Source organism: Polynucleobacter sp. MWH-Aus1W21 (assembly GCF_018687275.1).
In the GTDB taxonomy this organism is placed as follows: Bacteria; Pseudomonadota; Gammaproteobacteria; order Burkholderiales; family Burkholderiaceae; genus Polynucleobacter.
In genome coordinates, this window is sequence record NZ_CP061287.1 from 972003 (window position 1) to 993855 (window position 21853).

The 21853-nt window shown below is 45.5% G+C and carries 22 protein-coding genes; 16 read left to right on the forward strand and 6 right to left on the reverse strand.

Features of this window, described 5'->3' with window-relative positions:
* Window position 1: 1 nt before the first annotated feature.
* The 3 genes from ICW03_RS05065 to ICW03_RS05075 are packed head-to-tail and all read right to left on the reverse strand — an operon-like array spanning window position 2 to window position 2587.
* Window positions 2-460 carry a RidA family protein gene (locus tag ICW03_RS05065; RefSeq protein ID WP_215349766.1) on the reverse strand — a complete coding sequence of 153 codons (459 nt, stop codon included), beginning with the start codon at window positions 458-460 and terminating at the stop codon, window positions 2-4.
* Between the two features lie 54 nt (window positions 461-514).
* Window positions 515-1690 carry a VWA domain-containing protein gene (locus ICW03_RS05070; protein ID WP_215349769.1) on the reverse strand — a complete coding sequence of 392 codons (1176 nt, stop codon included), beginning with the start codon at window positions 1688-1690 and terminating at the stop codon, window positions 515-517.
* A 27-nt stretch (window positions 1691-1717) separates the two neighbouring features.
* On the reverse strand, window positions 1718-2587 hold the full coding sequence (locus tag ICW03_RS05075) for a MoxR family ATPase (protein ID WP_215349772.1): 870 nt from the start codon (window positions 2585-2587) through the stop codon (window positions 1718-1720).
* A gap of 162 nt (window positions 2588-2749) precedes the next feature.
* Between ICW03_RS05075 and ICW03_RS05080 the strand changes: the two genes are divergently transcribed.
* Both ICW03_RS05080 and ICW03_RS05085 read left to right on the forward strand, forming a co-directional pair.
* Complete coding sequence (locus ICW03_RS05080; protein ID WP_251374473.1) at window positions 2750-3115, forward strand: cytochrome c; 366 nt, start codon at window positions 2750-2752, stop codon at window positions 3113-3115.
* 32 nt (window positions 3116-3147) lie between these two features.
* Complete coding sequence (locus ICW03_RS05085) at window positions 3148-3501, forward strand: cytochrome c (RefSeq protein WP_215349775.1); 354 nt, start codon at window positions 3148-3150, stop codon at window positions 3499-3501.
* Window positions 3502-3580: 79 nt separating this feature from the next.
* Here ICW03_RS05085 and ICW03_RS05090 read toward each other — a convergent pair whose 3' ends face one another.
* A complete protein-coding gene (locus ICW03_RS05090) occupies window positions 3581-4219 on the reverse strand; it encodes a GntR family transcriptional regulator (RefSeq protein WP_068322762.1) in 639 nt (212 codons plus the stop codon).
* Window positions 4220-4313: 94 nt separating this feature from the next.
* On the opposite strand from ICW03_RS05090, the gene scpA reads away from it, so the two are divergent.
* From scpA to ICW03_RS05130, 8 genes are read left to right on the forward strand one after another with little or no spacing between them, the layout of a single operon-like run.
* On the forward strand, window positions 4314-6488 hold the full coding sequence (scpA, locus tag ICW03_RS05095) for a methylmalonyl-CoA mutase (protein WP_215349778.1): 2175 nt from the start codon (window positions 4314-4316) through the stop codon (window positions 6486-6488).
* A 14-nt stretch (window positions 6489-6502) separates the two neighbouring features.
* Complete coding sequence (gene meaB, locus ICW03_RS05100) at window positions 6503-7528, forward strand: methylmalonyl Co-A mutase-associated GTPase MeaB (protein ID WP_215349780.1); 1026 nt, start codon at window positions 6503-6505, stop codon at window positions 7526-7528.
* Window positions 7529-7538: 10 nt separating this feature from the next.
* Entirely contained in the window at window positions 7539-9071 is a 1533-nt protein-coding gene (locus tag ICW03_RS05105) for an acyl-CoA carboxylase subunit beta (protein ID WP_215349783.1), read from the forward strand.
* Window positions 9072-9086: 15 nt separating this feature from the next.
* Complete coding sequence (gene accC / locus ICW03_RS05110; RefSeq protein WP_251374474.1) at window positions 9087-11123, forward strand: acetyl-CoA carboxylase biotin carboxylase subunit; 2037 nt, start codon at window positions 9087-9089, stop codon at window positions 11121-11123.
* Between the two features lie 14 nt (window positions 11124-11137).
* Window positions 11138-11605, forward strand: coding sequence for a VOC family protein (locus tag ICW03_RS05115; protein WP_215349786.1), 468 nt, complete (start codon window positions 11138-11140; stop codon window positions 11603-11605).
* Window positions 11606-11638: 33 nt separating this feature from the next.
* On the forward strand, window positions 11639-12343 hold the full coding sequence (tsaB, locus tag ICW03_RS05120) for a tRNA (adenosine(37)-N6)-threonylcarbamoyltransferase complex dimerization subunit type 1 TsaB (RefSeq protein ID WP_251374475.1): 705 nt from the start codon (window positions 11639-11641) through the stop codon (window positions 12341-12343).
* Window positions 12343-12873 (forward strand): ribosomal protein S18-alanine N-acetyltransferase, encoded by a 531-nt coding sequence (rimI, locus tag ICW03_RS05125; RefSeq protein ID WP_215349789.1) that lies wholly within the window; start codon window positions 12343-12345, stop codon window positions 12871-12873. The genes tsaB and rimI overlap by 1 nt, the downstream gene beginning before the upstream one ends.
* On the forward strand, window positions 12870-13391 hold the full coding sequence (locus tag ICW03_RS05130; RefSeq protein ID WP_215349790.1) for a hypothetical protein: 522 nt from the start codon (window positions 12870-12872) through the stop codon (window positions 13389-13391). Before rimI ends, ICW03_RS05130 begins: the two co-directional genes overlap by 4 nt.
* 16 nt (window positions 13392-13407) lie before the next feature.
* On the opposite strand, the gene lplT is transcribed toward ICW03_RS05130, so the two are convergent.
* Entirely contained in the window at window positions 13408-14727 is a 1320-nt protein-coding gene (lplT, locus tag ICW03_RS05135) for a lysophospholipid transporter LplT (RefSeq protein ID WP_215349793.1), read from the reverse strand.
* Window positions 14728-14801: 74 nt separating this feature from the next.
* Here lplT and alr point away from each other — a divergent pair, with 74 nt between their 5' ends.
* Entirely contained in the window at window positions 14802-15893 is a 1092-nt protein-coding gene (alr, locus tag ICW03_RS05140) for an alanine racemase (RefSeq protein WP_215350203.1), read from the forward strand.
* Window positions 15894-15941: 48 nt separating this feature from the next.
* Here the strand turns inward: alr and ICW03_RS05145 are convergent, their stop codons facing one another.
* Window positions 15942-16769 (reverse strand): outer membrane protein assembly factor BamD, encoded by an 828-nt coding sequence (locus ICW03_RS05145; RefSeq protein WP_371819913.1) that lies wholly within the window; start codon window positions 16767-16769, stop codon window positions 15942-15944.
* An 80-nt stretch (window positions 16770-16849) separates the two neighbouring features.
* Here ICW03_RS05145 and ICW03_RS05150 point away from each other — a divergent pair, with 80 nt between their 5' ends.
* The 5 genes from ICW03_RS05150 (at window position 16850) to phaR (ending at window position 21851) form a co-directional block, all read left to right on the forward strand.
* Window positions 16850-17890 (forward strand): RluA family pseudouridine synthase, encoded by a 1041-nt coding sequence (locus ICW03_RS05150; RefSeq protein ID WP_215349796.1) that lies wholly within the window; start codon window positions 16850-16852, stop codon window positions 17888-17890.
* Window positions 17887-18648 (forward strand): peptidoglycan editing factor PgeF, encoded by a 762-nt coding sequence (pgeF, locus tag ICW03_RS05155; protein WP_215349798.1) that lies wholly within the window; start codon window positions 17887-17889, stop codon window positions 18646-18648. The genes ICW03_RS05150 and pgeF overlap by 4 nt, the downstream gene beginning before the upstream one ends.
* A gap of 116 nt (window positions 18649-18764) precedes the next feature.
* The gene (gene phaC, locus ICW03_RS05160; RefSeq protein WP_215349801.1) at window positions 18765-20402 is read left to right on the forward strand and encodes a class I poly(R)-hydroxyalkanoic acid synthase; all 1638 of its coding nucleotides are present in this window, start codon (window positions 18765-18767) and stop codon (window positions 20400-20402) included.
* Between the two features lie 29 nt (window positions 20403-20431).
* Window positions 20432-21172, forward strand: a complete 741-nt coding sequence (locus tag ICW03_RS05165; RefSeq protein ID WP_215349804.1) for a 3-ketoacyl-ACP reductase — start codon at window positions 20432-20434, stop codon at window positions 21170-21172.
* A gap of 118 nt (window positions 21173-21290) precedes the next feature.
* Window positions 21291-21851 (forward strand): polyhydroxyalkanoate synthesis repressor PhaR, encoded by a 561-nt coding sequence (gene phaR, locus ICW03_RS05170; RefSeq protein WP_215349807.1) that lies wholly within the window; start codon window positions 21291-21293, stop codon window positions 21849-21851.
* Window positions 21852-21853: the final 2 nt, after the last annotated feature.

Below are 21853 nucleotides of genomic sequence, written 5' to 3' on the forward strand. Positions count from 1 at the left end.
ATTAAATCTCAGCGATCAATTCAATTTCAACGCAAGCACCCAGCGGAATTTGCGCAACACCAAATGCACTACGAGCATGTTTGCCGGCATCACCAAAAACTTCAAAAAGTAATTCCGAACAGCCATTAACAACTAGGTGCTGCTCCGTATAAGTGTCGGTAGAGTTCACCAAACCCATTACCTTAACAATGCGTTTTACTTTATCCAAAGAGCCTAAGTGATTCTGCAAGGTGGAGATCAGATCGATTGCAATAGAGCGTGCTGCCGCTTTGCCAGTATCGGTATCCATGTCTTTACCAAGCTTTCCTACCCAAGGTTTACCATCGCGTTTAGCAATATGACCGGAGAGAAAAACAGTATTGCCGGTAGTAGCTGCCATGACATAGGCCGCAGCAGGAGGTCCTGGTGGTGGCAAATCAATTCCAAGGGTTTTGAGGCGATCGCTAATGTTTGTAGTCATGATGAATAGGATTAATTTAAAAAAGAAATAAGTTCAAAAGGGAATATCAGAATCTTACTTGGAAAGTTGACGCATGGCACTCTCAAGACCATTTAAGGTCACTGGATACATGCGATCTTTCATGAGGTTTTGCATGATGTCAATTGACTGACGATATTGCCAAATAGATTCAGGTTCTGGATTAAGCCAAGCAAAGTGCGGGAAGTGATCAATTAAACGATTGATCCAAACGGCGCCTGCTTCCTTATTGTTGTATTCAACTGAACCATTCGGACTCAGAATTTCATAAGGAGACATCGTTGCATCACCAACGAATATAAGCTTGTAGTCTGGACCATATTTATTGATGATGTCTTGGGTTGGCGTTGCTTGATCGCGTCTGCGACGATTACTTTGCCAAAGGTTTTCATAAACACAGTTATGAAAATAGTAGTGCTCAAGATGTTTAAATTCTGCTTTAGCAGCAGAGAACAATTCAGCAATACGCTGAATATGATCATCCATTGAGCCACCAACATCCATGAGTAGCAGCACTTTGACCTGATTGTGGCGCTCGGGACGCATTTTGATATCCAGCATTCCTGCGTTAGCTGCTGTTGAGTGAATCGTTTTGTCTAGGTCGAGCTCTAAGGTTGATCCTTCTCTGGCAAACCGGCGCAAACGACGCAAAGCAACCTTAATGTTGCGAGTGCCCAAAGCTAAATCACTGTCATAGTCTTTAAACTCTCGCGCTTCCCAAACCTTAATCGCGGTTCTATTGCCGGCGCTCTCACCCCCAATACGTATTCCTTCGGGGTGGTAGCCGCTATGACCAAACGGCGAGGATCCACCGGCGCCAATCCATTTATTGCCGCCGCCATGCCATTCTTTTTGTTCTTTTAGAAGTTCCTCAAGACGCTTTTTCAGTGCATCAGGCCCACCTAATTTTTTGAGTGCTGCTTTTTCTTCTTCCGTCAGCACGCGCTGAAGTTTTTTCTCTAGCCAGTCCAAAGGAATGTCTGGGGAGAGTGCAATGATTTGCTCAATGCCATTGAAGTAGCTCCCAAACACTTGATCAAAGCGATCAAAGTGCTGCTCGTCTTTAACCAGGGTCATGCGAGCTAGCTGATAAAACTCATCAATCGATGGATTGATAACGCCTGATTTCAAAGCCTCCAGGAGAGTTAAAAACTCTCGTACTGAAACAGGCACTTTAGCCTCTTTCAGATTGAGGAAGAATTGAATCAACATAAATATAAATCGTTATTAATAACTAATTTAGCGATGATTGCGATTCATCATGACCAATCGCTCAAACAAGTGGATATCCTGTTCATTCTTGAGTAAAGCGCCATGTAATGGCGGCACGACAATTTTTTCATCGTTGCTATGCAAAGCCTCTGGCGGAATATCTTCAGCCAATAGAAGCTTTAGCCAATCAATTAACTCGGAGGTAGAAGGCTTTTTCTTTAACCCTGGTAATGACCGTATTTGATAAAAGGCCTTGAGGGCTGCATCCAAGAGATCTTGTTTGATATTAGGGTGGTGAACATCCACGATGCTTTGCATGGTCGTCGCATCGGGAAAGGTGATGTAATGAAAAAAGCAGCGGCGCAAGAATGCATCGGGGAGCTCTTTCTCATTATTAGAGGTGATGATTACTAGCGGGCGATGCTTTGCTTTAATGAGTTCACGCGTTTCATAAACATAAAATTCCATGCGATCAATTTCACGCAGCAAGTCATTTGGAAACTCAATATCCGCTTTATCGATTTCATCAATGAGCAATACCGTAGGTTCATCTGCCTCAAAAGCTTGCCAAAGTACGCCCTTAACAATGTAGTTACGTATATCCTTTACTTTCTCATCACCAAGCTGCGAATCGCGCAAGCGACTGACTGCGTCGTATTCATAAAGTCCTTGTTGGGCCTTTGTGGTGGATTTGATGTGCCACTGCAAAAGGGGCATATTGAGAGCGGCGGCAACTTCTTCCGCCAGCATTGTTTTTCCAGTACCAGGCTCGCCCTTAATCAAAAGAGGGCGCTGCAAAGCAATTGCGGCATTAACAGCTAATTTCAGATCGTCGGTTGCAACGTAGCTTTGGCTGCCTGAAAAGCGGGTTTGAGAGCTTGCGGTGGGTTTACTCATTTACTTACCTAATTAGTCTTGGATTAAGCCTTCCAGTATAGGTAAATGAGTCAAATTTTTCAGTGTTTCTACTGATTTTGGCCTCCAGAATGGCGGGAAGGGCGTCTGTCCGCTATACTCTTCCCAAATTGATCTAAATCAAACTCATTAATAATGATTTCTATGAAAAAACTCTCCATTCTTCCTCAATTGGCCGTAACTGCAGCATTGGTTTTTGCTGGTTCTGTAGCTCAGGCTGATGAAGTAAAAGGTAATGCAGCAGCAGGTAACGGCAAGGTTTGGCTTTGTGTTGGCTGCCACTCGATTCCTGAATACCGTGCAGATTACCCTTTGGTTTACAAGGTGCCTATGATTGGTGGTCAAAACGCCGCCTACATCGCTAGTGCGCTGGCTGCTTATAAAAAGGGTGAAAGAAAACATCCTACGATGCGCTCTATTGCTGCCAGCTTGTCTGATCAAGATATGGCCGACATTGGCGAGTACTACGCTGCGCAAACTGCCAGCTCACCTAATAACCCGTTGAAGTAATTCATTCAATAAAGATACATAGAGATACTTTTATGAAATTCGCCATCATTACTGCAGTTTTGCTATCGAGCATTGGTTTGGTAAATGTAGCAAACGCTGCCAATAAAGAAAAAGGTCAGGCTTTGGTTGAGAAGGCTAATTGCGCTTCTTGCCATGGCGCTGGTCTGAATGCTCCAATCCTGCCAGCTTACCCAAAGTTAGCTGGCCAGTATTCTGATTACCTTTATTACGCTTTAAAGGCTTACAAGGTGGGCAATGGCAATGCTCAATTTGGTCGCAATAACGCTGTTATGGGATCACAAGTTCAAAACTTTAGCGATGCGGACTTGCAAGACATGGCTGCTTATATTGCTTCTTTACCAGGTAACTTTGTAGTTAAAAAGTAAACATTGGTAGCTTTGTCTACTTACAAAAAAGGCTTAGATTAATCATCTAAGCCTTTGTTTTTTAAAGTCTTTATTAATATTAGCGTAGCGCTTCTAGTCCTCTTTCTAGATGTTTGCGCATTGTCAGTTCTGCTGCGTGCTCGTCCCGTTTAAGAATGGCCCTCAGAATCTCTCGATGTTCTACTAATGAGTTTTGCAGTCTACCGGTGCTAGTGAGAGAGTCTCTGCGGTGAAGTTTTAGAACTTTACGAAGATCTGCGATAACGCCATTCATCCATCGATTTCCGGCAATTTCTTGGATTAATTCATGAAATTTGCCATTAACTTCAAAAAATTGCTCAATATCCCGGTCTGCGGCTGCTTTTTCTAAGCGATGATGCAGGTGATCCAAAAGGTTTAATTCGGCTTCAGTTGCCTTTGTAGCCGTTTCTTTGGCTGCTTGACCCTCTAGCAGGGAAAGAATCGTAAAAATCTGCTCTAAATCTTTGCGGATAACCTCAGTTACGTAAGCACCACGGCGCATTTTGATAGTAACTAGACCTTCGGATGCCAGAACTTTGATGGCCTCGCGCATTGGTGTACGGCTAATTCCAAACTGATCAGCCAAAGATTGCTCATCCAGCCAGCTTCCAGGAGCTAGCTGCTTGCTAAAGATTTGCTCGCGAAGCCTATCGGCAACGTCTTCATAAAGTGGTCTATTATTCAGTTTTGTATTCATAATTATGAATACATTATGTAGACATTTGTAAAATTGTCAAGCAAAATGTGAGGACATTTCGATGCAATGCAGCAAAAGTTAAACGGGAGTTTTTGTGAGTTCTAAAGAAAACAATTCATGGCCATCTTTTCCATATAACGACCTTGATGCTTGGAAAAAGTCGGCCCAGAAATCAGCCCCTAATGGTGATGTTGACTCCTTGGGTTGGAAAACGCCAGATGGAATTCACCTAAAAGCTCTATACACATCATCGGATATTGAGGGTCTCAATTACACCGATACATTGCCTGGTTTCGAACCATTCGTGCGTGGACCGCAAGCGACGATGTATTCAGTTCGTCCATGGACCATTCGTCAGTATGCCGGCTTTTCAACTGCCGAAGAATCCAATGCTTTCTATCGCAAAGCATTAGATGCTGGTGGTCAAGGCGTATCCGTTGCGTTTGACTTAGCAACGCATCGTGGTTACGACTCAGATCATCCTCGCGTTACTGGTGACGTTGGTAAGGCCGGTGTTGCGATTGATTCCGTAGAAGATATGAAGATCTTGTTTGATGGCATTCCATTGGACAAAGTGTCTGTTTCGATGACGATGAACGGCGCAGTATTGCCTGTGTTGGCTGGCTACATCGTTGCTGGTGAAGAGCAAGGCGTTAAGCAAGAGCAATTATCAGGAACCATTCAGAACGATATTCTGAAAGAGTTCATGGTGCGTAATACCTATATTTACCCACCAGAGCCATCAATGCGCATCATCGGCGACATCATTGAGTACACCGCTAAGCATATGCCTAAGTTCAACTCGATTTCGATTTCGGGTTATCACATGCAAGAGGCGGGGGCTAACCAAGTTTTGGAATTGGCTTTCACATTAGCTGACGGTAAAGAGTATGTAAAGACAGCGCTAGCCAAGGGATTGGATGTGGACGGCTTTGCTGGACGCCTTTCATTCTTTTTTGCAATTGGCATGAACTTCTACTTAGAAGTTGCCAAGTTGCGCGCTGCACGCTTGCTGTGGTGGCGCATTATGAAATCCTTCGAGCCTAAGAATCCAAAGTCTTTGATGCTCCGTACGCATTGCCAAACTTCTGGCTGGTCCCTAACTGAACAAGATCCATACAACAACGTTGTGAGAACTACAGTCGAGGCGATGGCTGCCGTATTTGGCGGCACGCAGTCATTGCATACCAACTCATTGGATGAAGCGATTGCACTTCCTTCTGAGTTCTCCAGCCGTATTGCCCGTAATACACAATTGATCCTGCAAGAAGAAACCCATATCCCGAGCGTGATCGATCCATGGGCAGGTTCATACATGATGGAAAACCTGACTCAAGAGATGGCTGATAAAGCCTGGGAAATCATTCAAGAAGTAGAAGCTATGGGCGGCATGACCAAGGCAGTTGAAAGTGGTTGGGCTAAGCTGAAAATCGAAGCAGCTGCCGCTGAAAAACAAGCCAAGATTGACTCAGGCTCTGATGTGATTGTTGGAGTTAATAAATACAAGCTCGGCAAAGAAGATCTAGTTGATGTATTGATGATCGATAACGACAAAGTGCGTGAAGGTCAGGTAGCTCGTCTCAAAGATATCAAGGCAAAACGTGATTCTCAAAAAGTACAGGCTGCATTAGATGCTTTAACCAAGGCTGCAGAAGATAACTCGGGAAATCTCTTGGAGCTTGCAGTAAACGCGATTCGTTTGCGTGCAACTGTTGGTGAAGTTTCTGATGCGTTGGAAAAAGTTTACGGGCGCCATCGCGCCGATACTCAAAAGGTGACCGGTGTGTATGCAGCCGCTTATGACTCAGCTGAAGGCTGGGCAAAACTCCAAACTGAAATTGCCGACTTTGCAAAAGACTTTGGTCGTCGTCCTCGTGTGATGATCGCCAAGCTAGGTCAAGATGGCCATGACCGCGGCGCTAAAGTCGTTGCTACCGCCTATGCTGACTTAGGCTTTGACGTAGATATCGGACCTTTATTCCAAACGCCTGAAGAATGTGCTCGCCAAGCGATTGAGAATGACGTACATGCCTTAGGAGTTTCTACTTTGGCAGCTGGGCATAAGACATTGGTTCCGGCCATCATTGCCGAATTGAAAAAACAAGGCTCAGATGACATCATCGTGTTCGTTGGCGGTGTGATTCCAAGGCAAGATTACGAATTCCTCTATGAGGCAGGCGTTAAAGGAATCTACGGACCAGGTACACCTATTCCGGCTTCAGCCAAGGATGTGCTTGAGCAAATTCGCAAGTCTGTTAAACCTGCTTAATACGGATCATAGGCATGCTCGAAGCTGCTGATCAAGCTCTGGTGAATGATATCACTGGTGCGCCATCGCTTAAACAGCGCCGCGCACTGGCAAAGATCATTACTTTGCTTGAGTCAACACGCCTAGATCACCGTCATCGCGCTGATGACGTACTCAATTCTTTATTGCCTAAAACGGGCAAATCATTCCGCCTCGGCATCTCAGGTGTACCAGGTGTAGGTAAGTCGACCTTAATTGAGTCCTTGGGTCTTTACCTGATCGAAAGGGGGCATCGAGTAGCTGTCTTAGCGATCGATCCTTCTTCCAGTATTTCTGGTGGATCGATTTTGGGCGATAAGACGCGTATGGAGAGATTATCCGTTCTAGAGAATGCCTTTATACGTCCAAGCCCGTCTTCTTGTACTTTGGGCGGCGTAGCCGAGAAGACGCGTGAAGCCATGTTAGTTGCTGAGGCCGCAGGTTTTGACGTCATCATTGTTGAGACGGTTGGTGTAGGGCAGAGTGAAATCGCGGTTGCTGGCATGACCGATATGTTCTTGTTATTGCAGTTACCGAATGCTGGCGATGATCTTCAGGCAATTAAAAAAGGCGTCATGGAAATCGCCGATCTGATTGTGATTAACAAAGTGGATATTGATCCAGATGCTGCAATGCGCGCCCAGCTATTCATCACGAGTTCATTGCGCCTATTGGGATTCCAGGGCAATCCTGATCACGCCTCACACGATAAAGAGTTTTGGCATCCACAGGTAATGACCTTAAGTGCTCTCGAAGGCAAAGGTGTGCCAGAGCTTTGGGACAAGGTTTCCCATTTTGAAAAATTACAAAAGGCAAATGGAAAATTTGAATCCCGTCGCCAACAACAAGCAGGTGCGTGGATGTGGGATCGCATTGATGCTGGATTGAAGAACGCATTTCGTAGTAATGAAGCCGTACAGGCGCTTCTACCAAGTTTGGTGGCGCAAGTAAACCAAGGAACTATGGCCGCTTCAGTAGCAGCAAGACGACTGCTGGAAGCCATGGGGCATGAATTTTTCTAAGGAGCAGGAAATGAAGGAAATCATTCAACAACTGGAAGCCAAGCGTGAGCTTGCCCGATTGGGTGGCGGGCAAAAGCGTATTCAGGCTCAACATGCAAAAGGCAAGTTAACTGCGCGCGAGCGTATTGAGCTCTTGCTAGATGCTGGCACATTCGAAGAGTGGGATATGTTTGTTGAGCACCGTTGCCATGACTTTGGTATGGGTGATCAAACTGTTCCTGGCGATGGCGTTGTCACTGGTTATGGAATGATTAACGGCCGTTTGGTATTTGTGTTTTCACAAGACTTCACCGTGCTTGGCGGCTCCTTATCTGAAGCTCATGCTGAAAAGATCTGCAAAATCATGGATCAAGCCCTTAAAGTCGGTGCGCCTGTTATTGGTTTAAATGACTCTGGTGGTGCACGTATTCAAGAGGGTGTTGCATCTCTTGGCGGCTATGCTGAAATTTTCCAGCGCAACGTTACTGCGTCTGGCGTGATTCCACAGATTTCCTTGATCATGGGCCCATCTGCTGGTGGCGCGGTTTACTCTCCGGCCTTGACCGACTTCATTTTCATGGTCAAAGATAGCTCCTACATGTTCGTGACTGGTCCTGAAGTGGTTAAGACTGTTACTCATGAAGACGTCACTGCCGAAGAATTGGGTGGTGCTGTAACGCATTCAACAGTTTCAGGCGTATGCGATCTCGCATTTGACAACGATGTCGATGCACTTATGATGTTGCGTCGCTTCTTCAACTACTTGCCACTCTCTAACCGTGAGAAGCCGCCTTTGATTAAGGGTGCTAATCGCACCGAAGAGCCAGATTTCTCTTTAGATACATTGGTGCCATCGAATCCAAATCAACCGTACGACATGAAAGAGTTGATTGAGAAGATTGTTGATGATGGCGAGTTCTTTGAATTACAGCCTGACTACGCAAAAAATATTGTGATTGGCTTTGCCCGCATTGAAGGTCGCTCAATTGGTATTGTTGCCAATCAGCCTTTGGTATTGGCTGGCTGTTTAGATATCAAAGCTTCTATTAAGGCAGCGCGTTTTGTACGCTTCTGTGATGCCTTCAATATTCCGGTTGTTACTTTGGTTGACGTTCCAGGCTTCATGCCAGGAACCGCCCAAGAATTCGGCGGCATCATTAAGCATGGTGCGAAATTGCTCTATGCATACGCAGATTGCACGGTTCCTAAAGTAACCTTAATTACACGTAAGGCCTATGGTGGTGCTTATGACGTGATGGCCTCCAAGCATTTACGTGGTGACGTGAACTTCGCTTGGCCGTCCGCTGAGATCGCTGTGATGGGCCCTAAAGGCGCTGTTGAAATTATTTTCCGTGAAGAGAAATCTGATCCAGAAAAAATTACAGCACGTGAAGCTGAATACAAAGCCAAATTTGCAAATCCATTTGTGGCCGGACGTCGTGGCTACATTGATGACGTCATCCTTCCTCACGAAACCCGCAAACGTATTGCTCGTTCGCTAGCAATGCTTAAAGACAAAGACTTGAAGAATCCTGCGCGTAAACACGGCAATATTCCTCTGTAAAGGCGCTGACAAATTATGACTACGAAAATGTTTAAGAAAATTTTGATTGCTAACCGCGGTGAGATTGCTTGCCGTGTCATGGCCACCGCCAAAAAGATGGGCATTAAGACTGTTGCTGTTTATTCCGAAGCGGATAAAGAGGCGCGTCACGTGCAGTTGGCAGATGAGGCAGTATGTATCGGACCAGCACCTTCACGTGAATCCTATTTAGTGATGGATCGCATTATTCAGGCTTGTAAAGATACTGGTGCTGAAGCGGTGCATCCTGGTTATGGCTTCTTGTCTGAAAACGAGCAGTTTGCTAAGCGTTGTGAGGAAGAAGGCATTGTATTTATCGGCCCTAAATATCAATCTATCGCCGCAATGGGTGACAAGATCGCTTCTAAGAAGCTCGCTCTAGAAGCGAAGGTCAATACCATTCCTGGTTATAACGAGGCGATTGATACTACTGAAGAGGCTGTGAAGATCGCCCAAGGTATCGGATATCCGGTCATGATTAAAGCATCCGCAGGTGGTGGCGGTAAGGGTCTGCGTGTTGCTTTTAACGACAAAGAGGCCGCCGAAGGTTTCGCTGCCTGTAAAACAGAGGCGATGAATAGCTTCGGTGATGACCGTATCTTCATTGAGAAGTTTGTAGAAGGCCCGCGCCATATTGAGATTCAGGTTTTGGGCGACTCTCATGGCAACGTGGTTTACCTCAATGAGCGTGATTGCTCAATCCAACGTCGTCATCAAAAGGTAATTGAGGAGGCGCCATCGCCTTTTATCGATCCAGCTACTCGTAAAGCGATGGGTGAGCAAGCGGTTGCGTTAGCTAAAGCCGTAAATTACCAATCTGCTGGTACCGTGGAGTTCGTGGTCGGCAAGGATAAGTCTTTCTACTTCCTTGAAATGAATACCCGCTTGCAAGTTGAGCATCCTGTTACCGAAAGCATTACTGGCCTGGATTTAGTTGAGCAAATGATTCGTGTTGCTGCTGGTGAGAAGCTGGCATTTAAACAAGACGATGTGAAGCTGGATGGTTGGTCTATGGAGTGCCGTATTAACGCCGATGACCCATTCCGTAACTTCTTGCCTTCAACAGGCCGCCTCGTGAAATACCGTCCACCAGAGTCAGTTAATGGTGTCCGTGTGGATACTGGCGTGTATGAAGGTGGTGAGATTCCGATGTACTACGATTCCATGATCGCTAAGTTGATCGTTCATGGCAAGGATCGTACAGAGGCAATTGAAAAAATGCGTGCCGCACTGAATGATTTCGTTATTCGCGGTATTCATTCAAACATTCCTTTTCAGGCTGCTTTGTTGCAGCATCCGCGCTTTGTAAATGGCGACTTCACAACTGGCTTTATTGCAGAAGAGTATCCAGAAGGCTTTAAGAAAGATTCAGTACAGCCTGCAGATCCTAAGCGCTTAGCGGCATTGGCAGCATTTATGCGCTATCGCTATCTTCAGCATATTCAAATGATTGATGGTCAGTTAGCTGGCCATGAAATGATCATTGGTAAGAAATTTGTTGTTGTGACCGGCAAAAAAGCAGGCTCTATGAATGACCCGTATGAGGTACCTATTCGGGTTGAACTTAAAGATGGAGTTTATTCCGTCTACATCGAAGATGCTGATGGCGTAAGTCGTTATGACATCGTAAGCGAATGGCGCCCAGGCCAAATTTGTCTGCAAGCTACTATTAACGGTACCCACAAGATCACTGCGCAGGTTGAACGTCGTGGCGTGCGATATGTGCTGATTCTCGATGGCGTTCATTACGAATGTATGGTGCTAAGCCCATTAGGTGCTGAGCTCCAGCGTCGTATGCCAGTCAAGTTACCGCCAGATACTTCCAAGTTGGTGATGTCCCCAATGCCAGGGCTATTGACGAAGATTGCCGTAAAAGTGGGTGAGGCAGTTACTGCTGGTCAGAAATTAGCCTCCATCGAAGCGATGAAAATGGAAAATACGCTATCGGCAGTTCAAGATGGTGTGGTTGCTGAAATTTGCGCTAAAGAAGGTGATAGCTTGGCGGTTGATCAATTGATCATTCGCTTCGAATAAAAAGGTTGACGACTATGAGCGCTAAGCCATTCAAAATTTTAGGCATTCAGCAAATCGCTATTGGCGGTGAAAACAAAGATCGACTCAAGAAATTATGGGTTGATATGCTTGGTTTTGAATATAAGAGCACTTTTGTTTCTGAACGTGAGAATGTGGATGAGGACATCTGTGCAATCGGTAAAGGTGCGCATGAGATTGAAGTTGACCTCATGCAGCCATTCGATATTGAAAAGAAGCCGGCAGTTCATCAAACACCCCTAAATCACATTGGTTTGTGGGTGGATGACCTACCTAAAGCAGTTGAGTGGCTTGCTGCCAATGGACTACGTTTTGCACCGGGCGGCATTCGCAAGGGTGCAGCGGGCTATGACATTACCTTTGTGCACCCAAAAGGAAATGACGAGTTTCCAATTAGTGGTGAAGGGGTACTTATTGAGCTAGTTCAGGCCCCTCCAGAAGTTATTGCAGGATTAAGTTCATAATTTGGACTGGTAAGCAAATTAACGGGATTTAAATTGGCAAATATATTAGCCATCGACACCTCCTCAGCATGGTGTTCGGTGGCTTTATCGTTAGAGGGTCAAGCAGTGCAATTCAGGCATGAAGCCGTCACAGCCGGTGCCAGTCAATTGTTGTTGCCGTGGATTGAGTCGCTCCTAAGCGATGCAAAATCTTCTCTGAAAGACCTAGATGCTATTGCCGTAGGTATCGGTCCTGGTGCGTTTACTGGCGTACGTTTAGGTGTTGCCACAGTGCAGGGCTTGGCTATATCGCAAAACATTGCGGTAGTGCCGGTATGCAGCCTTGACGCCATCGCCGCCCAACTTTTAGATTCAGCAGCATTCAAATCCTCTCATCCTCAAAGATTGATGATTGCGATTGATGCCCGGATGGAAGAGGTTTATTGGGCTTCTTATGATATTCAAGAGAAGCGCTTGCCAAATCGCATTGGTGATATTCACCTGACAAAGCCAGATGATCTGAATTTGGAAGGAGTGCAATTCCTTGCAGGTAGCGCTTTAAATGCTTACGCCCAACACTTACCGCAATTTACGGGCCCAATCGATCCAGATATCTCCATTTCCGCATTGGGTATTTTGAGGTGTGCGCAGCAGTCACTGAAAGATGGCGTGCATTATGAAGTTCGACAACTAGAGCCCTTGTATGTGCGAGATAAGGTGGCATTTACTACTGCCGAACGGGAAGAGAGTAAGAGGTAATGTCAAAGCACGCAACAGCTGAAGGCGCTGCAGAACTCTCTTTCTTGCCCATGCAGCAGGCGGACTTGGATGATGTCCTGAAGATCGAATCCGTCTCTCATGTTCACCCTTGGACTAGAGGTAACTTTTCAGATTCATTAGCCGCCGGTCATTGGGCTTATTGCATTCGACCGCAAGCAGATCAAGTGGTGAAGGGGTCCTATTTAGATCCGGCAGTCCTATGGGCATATTGCATCTTGTTTCCTGCTGTAGATGAATTGCATCTCCTTAACATCACAGTTTCCCCGCATTTACGTAAGTTAGGTCTGGGACAAAGAATGATGGCTGCTATAGAGGGCGTAGCTTTTCAGCAAAAAATGCCACGAATCATTCTGGAGGTAAGGCCAACCAATGAAGCTGCATTAGCCCTTTATCAAAAATTGGGTTACGAGCAAATTGGTATTCGAAAAAATTATTACCCTGCAAGCCCAGAAACTGGTGGACGAGAAGACGCTCTTGTCTTTGCTAAATCGATTAAGCTAGAGGCATGAGCAATAATTCAAGCTTCTTAAAGGAAATGGGCATCACCGAGTGGACATCTCGTGATGCGATCCAAGCTCAGCCCGAATCGTCTGTTCCAGCAAGTTATCAGGTCACTCCACAAGAGGCGCAGGCCTCGCCAAGAGCGAGCAATGGTATGTGGTGGTTTTTTGGGAATGAACCCCAGGGCGATGCCAAACTTTTGTTTCAAAACCTCATTCGTGTACTTGGCTTAGCCAAGAATGAGTGGTCCTGGAAGAATCCCTCAGAGAACTTGGGCCAATTGGTTAGCCCCGGATCACCCTTGGTGGCGATTGCATTTGGTGGGCCGGTTGCTCAAAAGATTACTGGTGAAAGAGATCCGCTACCGCAGTTGCGCGAAACGGTGCTTGCGTTAAATACGGGTAATGAGGAAGAAATTCCAGTGATTGCTTCTTTTGAGTTAAATCAAGTGCTCACAAAGCCAAAAGAGAAGGCCATGCTTTGGCAGGATTTATTGATGGCTCGATCGGTGCTGCAAAATATCTAAACTTTTGGGGATAAGCTTAGTGCTTATGCTCGCCGATTAGATGCATAGAGTCATATTCCGCTTGGTTTCTGGCGTGTCGCTTGATAACCAACCACATAATCAAACTTACAGCTACGCCAAATCCGATGATCACAATTTGAATTGGTACATCCAACCAAATAAGCAATGAGTAGATTAAGAGCATCATCAATACTGAAATATTTTCATTGAAGTTCTGCACGGCAATGGAGTGACCTGCTGACATGAGTACGTGACCGCGATGTTGCAGTAGCGCGTTCATTGGCACTACGAAGTACCCCGCCAACCAACCCACAAGAATCAATAATAAATAAGCAGGCAATAAATTCAGGGTAACGTCAAACTTACCGAAGCTAAAAATGCTCGTATTAGGTAATAAATCAGAGTTGTAGACTGCCATCACGCAGACCACTAAACCCATCGCAACGCCATAGGGCAATACATTCAAGGATTTGCGCAAAGGAATGCGCCATGCGGCATAGACGGCGCCACCAGCTACGCCCACAGCTGAGATAGCTTGCAAAATGGCGCCCTGAGATAAATTCATATGAAGAGCTACTTGCGCCCACTTAATCACAATAAATTGCAGGGTAGCGCCGGCACCCCAGAATAAAGTGGTAACCGCTAAGGAGATTTGACCAAGACGATCATTCCAAAGTGTTTTAAAGCAAATGGCGAAATCCTTTATCAATTCAATAGGATTGGTCTTTTGGGAAACGTAACGTGCGCCAGTATCTGGAATCTTTAAGTTGATTAGTGCTGCAACAACATAAATCATCATGATGATCATGATTGCTGATTCAGCCGGTGTATCAATGCCGGTCTCGAAAGTCGGCATATCCAAGGCAAGCAGACTTTGGGAGACTGTGGTGCTAATAAGAACACCACCCAAAACCGTGCCCAAAATAATGGATCCAACTGTTAAGCCCTCAATCCAGCCGTTGGCGGCGACCAATTTTTCAGGTGGAAGCAGTTCAGTCAAAATTCCGTACTTTGCAGGTGAGTATGCGGCTGCTCCCAAGCCAACAATGGCATATGAGAGCAAAGGGTGGCTTCCAAAGAGCATGGCCACGCAGCCGACGAATTTAATCGTGTTTGTAATGAACATGACGTTGCCCTTAGGGCGGGAATCAGCAAAGGCGCCAACAAAGGCTGCCAAGAGCACGTAGGACAGCACAAAGAACAATTTGAGCAAAGGGGTCATCCAGGCCGGAGCATGGAGCTGGGCCAGGAGGGCGATAGCCGCTATCAGGAGAGCATTATCAGCAAGCGACGAAAAAAATTGCGCCGCCATAATGATGTAAAAGCTACGGTTCATTCGTACAATCTAGTCATTACTACAATTAAAACATGAAAGGAGGGGTGATTATGGGTGATTCAGCTAACGGCCTGATTAATAGACCAATTTTGGCATCTATTCATACTGCCGCCTTTCAGCATAATTTAAACCGAGTTCGAGAATTGGCGCCAGAGTCCAAGATCTGGTCGGTTATTAAGGCTCGAGCCTACGGCCATTGCTTTGATGCTGCCCTTAAGGGCCTTGCCTCTACAGATGGCTTTGCCTTATTGGATATTCAGGATGCAGCATGGCTGCGTCAACATGGCTGGAAGGGCCGAATACTGCTTTTAGAAGGTTTTTTTCATGAAAATGAGCTCAGCCTTGCAGAGGAGTTGGCTTGTGATTTAGTGGTTCATTGCGAAGCCCAAGTAGAGTGGCTTGAGCGTTTTAAAGCCAAAAACCATAAGCCATTTAATGTCTTTCTCAAAATGAATTCCGGCATGAACCGTTTGGGGTTTAAGCCTGATGCTTACATAATGGCATTTCACCGTTTACATGGTGCTGGCTATCACATGCACCATATGACGCATTTTGCTAATGCGGATCAAGTTGATCAATCTCCGACAGTTGGTGCTCAGCAAGAGTTGTTTAACCAAACTATTGAAGGGCTAGAAGGCTCAACTTCACTAGCCAATTCAGCGGCTATTTTGTGGCACCGAAATGCATTGGGTGATTGGGTTCGTCCTGGTGTCATGCTTTATGGCGCCTCACCAACAGGGCTGCATGCTGATATTGAACATGCGAATCTGCAAGCGGTAATGCAATTACACAGTGAAATTATTGATATTCAGGACCTTCAGAAAGGTGATCGCATTGGTTATGGTGGTCGCTATGAATCTACAGAAGCTATGCGTGTAGGTATCGTTGCTTGTGGCTATGCGGATGGTTATCCACGGCACGCCAAAGACGGTACGCCTGTTTGGGTTGCTCAAGGCGAGGAGGGTGTAGTTTGCCCTTTAGTGGGAAGGGTGTCGATGGATATGTTGACGATCGATTTGCGCAAAGCGCCTAATGCAAACATTGGTACCGCTGTTCAGCTGTGGGGTGACAAAGTACCAGTAGATAATGTTGCGTACATGAGCGACACGATTGGTTATGAATTGCTCTGTGCGCTAGCCCCTAGAGTGCCTGTAGCCATCAAATAAAAAATCCTCCGATTCGGAGGATTTTTAAATGTAACTAATGTGCATGTATTACTTATTCCAGATCTGCCACCATCTACGCTCATTTTTAACGCGTTGACCAGTTGTCATCATGTCGCTATCAGGGAAGTTGAGTTTAAATACACGCGCAGAGTCATTACTTAATTGGGTCATGCCAAGCTTTTCGTATGACTTGGTCAGAATGTAAAGTGCCTCTTCAACGGCGGGTGCGCGGTCATAATCTCGAATGACTAATTGAGCGCGATTCGCAGCAGCCAAATAAGCGCCACGCTGATAGTAAAAGCGCGCTACGATGACATCGGCTTCAGCCAGTGAGTTAACGATATATCGCATGCGATCTAAAGCATCTGGCGCATATTTACTATTAGGGAAACGCTCAACAACTACCTTGAAAGATTCAAATGCTTCTTTAGCAGCTTTGGGATCGCGCTCGCTTAAATCTTGACCGGTAAATTTCCCTAGCCACCCTAAATCGTCATTAAAAGTGATGAGGCCTTTTAAGTAATAAGCGTAGTCGAGATTTGGGCTGCCTTGGTGCAATTTAATAAAGCGATCAATAGCTACCAGTGCTTGAGTTTGCTCCTGGGCCTTCCAATAACAATAAGCCGCATTAATTTGTGCTTGTTGAGAATATGGGCCGAATGGAAAGCGAGCCTCAAGCTTTTCAAAGTATTTTCCGCACTTAGCAAAGTCACCGTCGTTTAACTTATCAGTGCCTTCTGAATATAGTTTTGCTTCTGACCAAATATCGGTATCGTCTTTATTGCCGTCACTACCTGCGCAACCACTCAAGAGGGTCAAGGCGAAAAGCAAAGCCAAAAGGAGGGTGATTGGCATGTTGCCTAGGTTACGACGCATTCTTTGTGTGGAAGAATTCCCAGCAAGCCTTAAACTGGCGTCTGATATTACGTCGGACATAACTGAAAGGCTTTCTAAGCGTGGCATTGCCGCAAACTCCTGAATCGAATCCCATTGATTATATCGATGATGAGGATTTCATCTCCCTAGAAATATCTACGGAGATGGCTGGCGAACGCCTAGATAAGGTGTTGGCGAGCTTTTTGCCTGATTATTCGCGTAATCGTCTAAAAGCTTGGGTTGAGGCTGGGGCGGTAATGGTGGATGGAAGGGTTACCAAAGCCCGCTATCTACTTAGGGGTGGTGAGAGTATTAAGGTGTTTCCGCAGGAAATGCCCGAGCAATTTGCATTTAGTCCTGATAACATCCCTTTAGATGTGGTTTATGAGGATGAAGACATCATTGTGGTCAATAAACCACCTGGTTTAGTGGTCCACCCAGCTGCTGGCAACTGGTCTGGCACTTTGCTAAATGGGCTTCTTTTTCACTATCCTGAATTAAAGATGCTTCCCAGAGCAGGGATTGTCCATCGCCTAGATAAAGACACCTCAGGTCTGATGGTCGTAGCAAGAACTTCTCTAGCGCAAACCTCCTTAGTTCGCCAATTACAAGATAGAACAGTAGGGCGTCGCTATTTAGCGTGGGTTTGGGGGGATGCACCAAGTCAAGGAAAGGTTTTGGCTTCCGTTGGTCGTGATCAGCGCGATCGCCTCAAAATGGCTGCAGGCAGCCCCCAAGGTAAGCCTGCCGCTACTTTGTTTCGTCGTTTAGCCAAAGGGCTTGTCAAAGAGGCTGCAGTAACCCTACTAGAGTGTCGCCTAGAAACTGGGCGTACTCATCAAATTCGGGTTCATCTGGAATCACTAGGCTTTCCATTAGTGGGCGATCCTGTCTATCGCAAAAAGACACCAGGGATAGCAAAAGATATTCAATTTAGTCGCCAAGCCTTGCATGCTTTTGCATTAAGTCTTCAGCATCCAGTGAAAAACGAATTGATGACTTGGTTCCGACTTCCTCCGCAGGACATATTAGATTTGTTGCCTCAATTAGAGATGGGCGAGGAAGTCCTGCCCAAAGAGGCTGTGGTCCTAGCCTCCATACAAAATGAATCGGAAGCATGAGTTTGATAAATCCTCAGTGGCAAGCCCCAGCTTCTGTAAAAACGCAAGTTAGTACGCGAACTGGTGGGATAAGTGCACCCCCTTATGATTCTTTAAACTTGGGCGATCATGTCGGCGACCATCTTGAAAAGGTATTGGCAAATAGAGCGATCTTCACCAAGACCTTGCCTAATAATCCTTTGTGGCTTAAGCAAACACATAGCACGGTAGTAAGCACCCCTGAAACACGTAGAGCAAAATCAGTTGATGTGATCGATGCTGATGCATCAGTCACCAATCTCGCGAATGAAGTCCTAGTGATCATGACTGCGGATTGTTTGCCAGCGTTGTTTACCAATTCAAAAGGAACTGTTGTTGGTGCGGCACATGCAGGCTGGAGGGGACTTTACGCTGGAGTTTTGGAGAGCACCGTCGCTGAAATGCTGCGCCTATCTAAAGAAAGCTCGGCATCTGATTTGCAAGTCTGGCTGGGGCCTGCAATAGGACCAGAGTCATTTGAAGTGGGCGAGGATGTTGTAAAAGCATTTAGAGATTCTGAATTACCTTTCTCGGAGAGCGCATTTAAGCCTATTGCTGGTAAACCTGGAAAATTTTTAGCTGATATTTATCGTTTGGCTAGAGATCGTCTGCATGCCTGTGGAGTGACATCAATATTTGGTGGTGAATACTGCACTGTGAGAGACGGTGAGCAGTTTTTTTCCTACAGGCGTGATGGTGAAACAGGTAGATTTGCTTCGGCTATCTGGATTGCAAAATAATTAACGCGTCATTCTATGAGGGTAACTACTAGATTCTCTCTAGGGCTAGGGTTATTGCGTATAACTCTATAGTGCTTAAGGGCGGAGAATGTCTCTAATTAATCGAAGAGACTACTATGTTTGCAGGCATGAATACCGGTGCAACGCCATCTTTGGCGCCGCATCATATGGCGCTAATTCCGCCAGAGCGTTTATCTGAAATCCAAAAAGAATATTTCACAGAGCTAGCGCACATCGCTACCAATCCTGAAGCGATTGAAGTTAAAGATCGTCGTTTCGCAGGAAAGGCATGGCATTCCTCATGGAGCAAAGTCATTGCTGCAACTTACTTGCTGAACTCTAAGCATTTAATGGCTTTAGCTAAAGCTGTGGAAACAGACGAAAAGTCCAAACAGAAAATTCTGTTCACAACTGAGCAGATGATTGATGCGCTTTCACCATCCAACTTTATCGCAACCAACCCAGAAGTTTTGGAGAGCATCATTAGCTCTCAAGGTCAGTCCATTCAAAAAGGGATTGTGAACTTATTGGGAGATATGAAAAAAGGCAAGGTCTCTCAAACAGATGAGTCTGCCTTCGAGGTTGGAAAAAATATTGCCACAACCGAAGGTCATGTGGTGTTCCGCAATGATCTTTTTGAATTAATTCAATACACGCCATTAACCGAGCAAGTATTTGAGCGTCCTTATTTAATGGTGCCACCATGCATCAATAAATACTACATTCTGGATTTGCAACCAGACAACTCTGTAGTTCGACATATGGTGAGCCAAGGTCACACCGTATTTTTGGTTTCTTGGAAAAATCCAGATGCCTCTATGGCTGAGGTCAGCTGGGATGACTATGTTGGTAAGGGCGTTATTAAAGCGATTGAGGTTGTTAAAGATATTGGCGACACCAAGCAAATCAATGTCTTGGGATTCTGCGTTGGTGGCACTTTAACCACCTCCGCATTGGCGGTGTTAGCGGCTCGCGATGAGCATCCGGCTGCTAGCTTGACCCTATTTACTACCTTATTAGATTTCACCAATACCGGCATTCTGGATGTCTTTATTGATGAAGGCATGGTCGAGATGCGTGAGAACACCATCGGCGGCAAGGGCGGCAAGTACGGCATGATGTCCGGCTTAGACCTCGGTAATACCTTTTCTTTCTTGCGTCCCAATGATTTGGTTTGGAATTACGTTGTGGAGAACTATCTCAAAGGTAATTCGCCTCCGCCATTTGATTTGCTTTATTGGAATGGCGATTCAACGAACTTACCTGGTGCAATGTATTGCTGGTATTTGCGTCACACTTATTTGCAAAATGATTTGGTTAAACCAGGCAAAGTCAAAATTTGTGGCGAAAAGATTGATCTCGGCAAGATTAAATGCCCGGCATATTTATATGCTTCACAAGAGGACCACATCGTTCCTTGGCAATCCGCTTATGAATCCACTCATATTCTTCAAGGTAAAAACCGTTTTGTCTTGGGCGCCTCTGGACACATTGCAGGCGTGATCAATCCGCCAGCAAAGAATAAGCGCTACTACTTTGAAAACAATAAGCTTTCCCCAACCGCAGCTGAATGGCTGGAGGGCGCCAAACAAATTCCTGGAAGTTGGTGGCCTGATTACACCAAATGGCTTGAGCAATTTGGTGGCGAGAAAAAGGCAGCAAGTACTACCTTTGGTAATGCCAAGTACAAAAAAATGGAAGCAGCACCTGGTGTGTATGTCAAAGAAAAAGCAACACCAGAAATCACAAACTAATTAACGAAGGTTTTTAAAAGGGGAAAGTAATGTCTCAAAAAGTCGCATATGTAACTGGTGGTATGGGTGGTATTGGTACCGCTATTTGTCAACGTCTTGCTAAAGATGGTTTTAAGGTAATCGCAGGTTGCGGCCCAAATTCACCACGTAAAGATCGTTGGCTAGGAGAGCAAAAAGCTCTAGGCTACGACTTCATTGCTTCAGAGGGTAATGTTTCTGATTGGGAGAGTACGGTTGCCGCTTTTGAAAAGGTAAAAGCTGAAGTGGGTCGCGTAGATGTTTTGGTGAATAACGCCGGCATCACCCGTGACAGCGTATTCCGTAAGATGACTCCAGATGCATGGAAAGCAGTTATTGATACAAACCTCAACTCCTTATTTAATGTTACTAAGCAAGTTATAGATGGCATGGTTGATAACAATTGGGGCCGCATTATTAATATTTCTTCTGTAAACGGTCAAAAAGGTCAGTTTGGTCAATGTAACTATTCGACAGCAAAAGCGGGTTTGCATGGCTTTACGATGGCTTTAGCGCAAGAAGTGGCTACCAAGGGGGTGACTGTAAATACGGTATCCCCAGGCTATATCGGAACAGATATGGTGAAGGCAATCCGCGAAGATGTTTTGGAGAAGATTGTTTCTGGTATTCCTGTGAAGCGTTTGGGCACTCCTGATGAAATCGCTTCAATCTGCTGCTGGATTGCATCTGAAGATGGTGGTTACGCTACAGGTGCTGACTTCTCATTAAACGGTGGTATTCATACAGGCTAATATTGCACCGCAGCAATTATTGGAGTATTTGCAGTACGCAACACAGCGTATTTACCTTTTAATCAAACTAGGGATAAACTACGCTGATGTTGCGATGCAGTAAAGAGTAAGGATAAAAATGGTAACCCGTGCAAAACGAGCAGGCGAAGATCGGCTCATCAAGAAATACCCAAATCGTCGTCTCTACGATACCCAGACAAGCACCTATGTCACGCTGTCAGATATCAAGAGCTTGGTAATGGGAAATGAAGTCTTTAAAGTTGTTGATGCCAAAACTGAAGAAGACTTAACGCGCAATATTTTGTTGCAAATTATTCTTGAGGAAGAGGCGGGTGGAGCACCTGTGTTCTCTTCACAAATGCTTTCCCAAATTATTCGCTTCTACGGAAACTCCATGCAGGGCTTGATGGGTAATTACCTTGAGAAGACTATGCAGTCATTTGTGGATATCCACAATAAGCTTGGTGATCAAACCAAAGGTTTGGGCGCTGGTAGCACTCCAGAAGCATGGTCTCAAATGATGAATTTGCAGAATCCACTCATGCAAGGTTTGATGGGAAACTATATGGAGCAAAGCAAGGACCTCTTCATTAAGATGCAAGAGCAGATGCAGGGCTCGCAAAATATTTTTGGGAATTTTCCATTTACGCCACAGCCTAACAAAACTGAAAAAGAATAGTT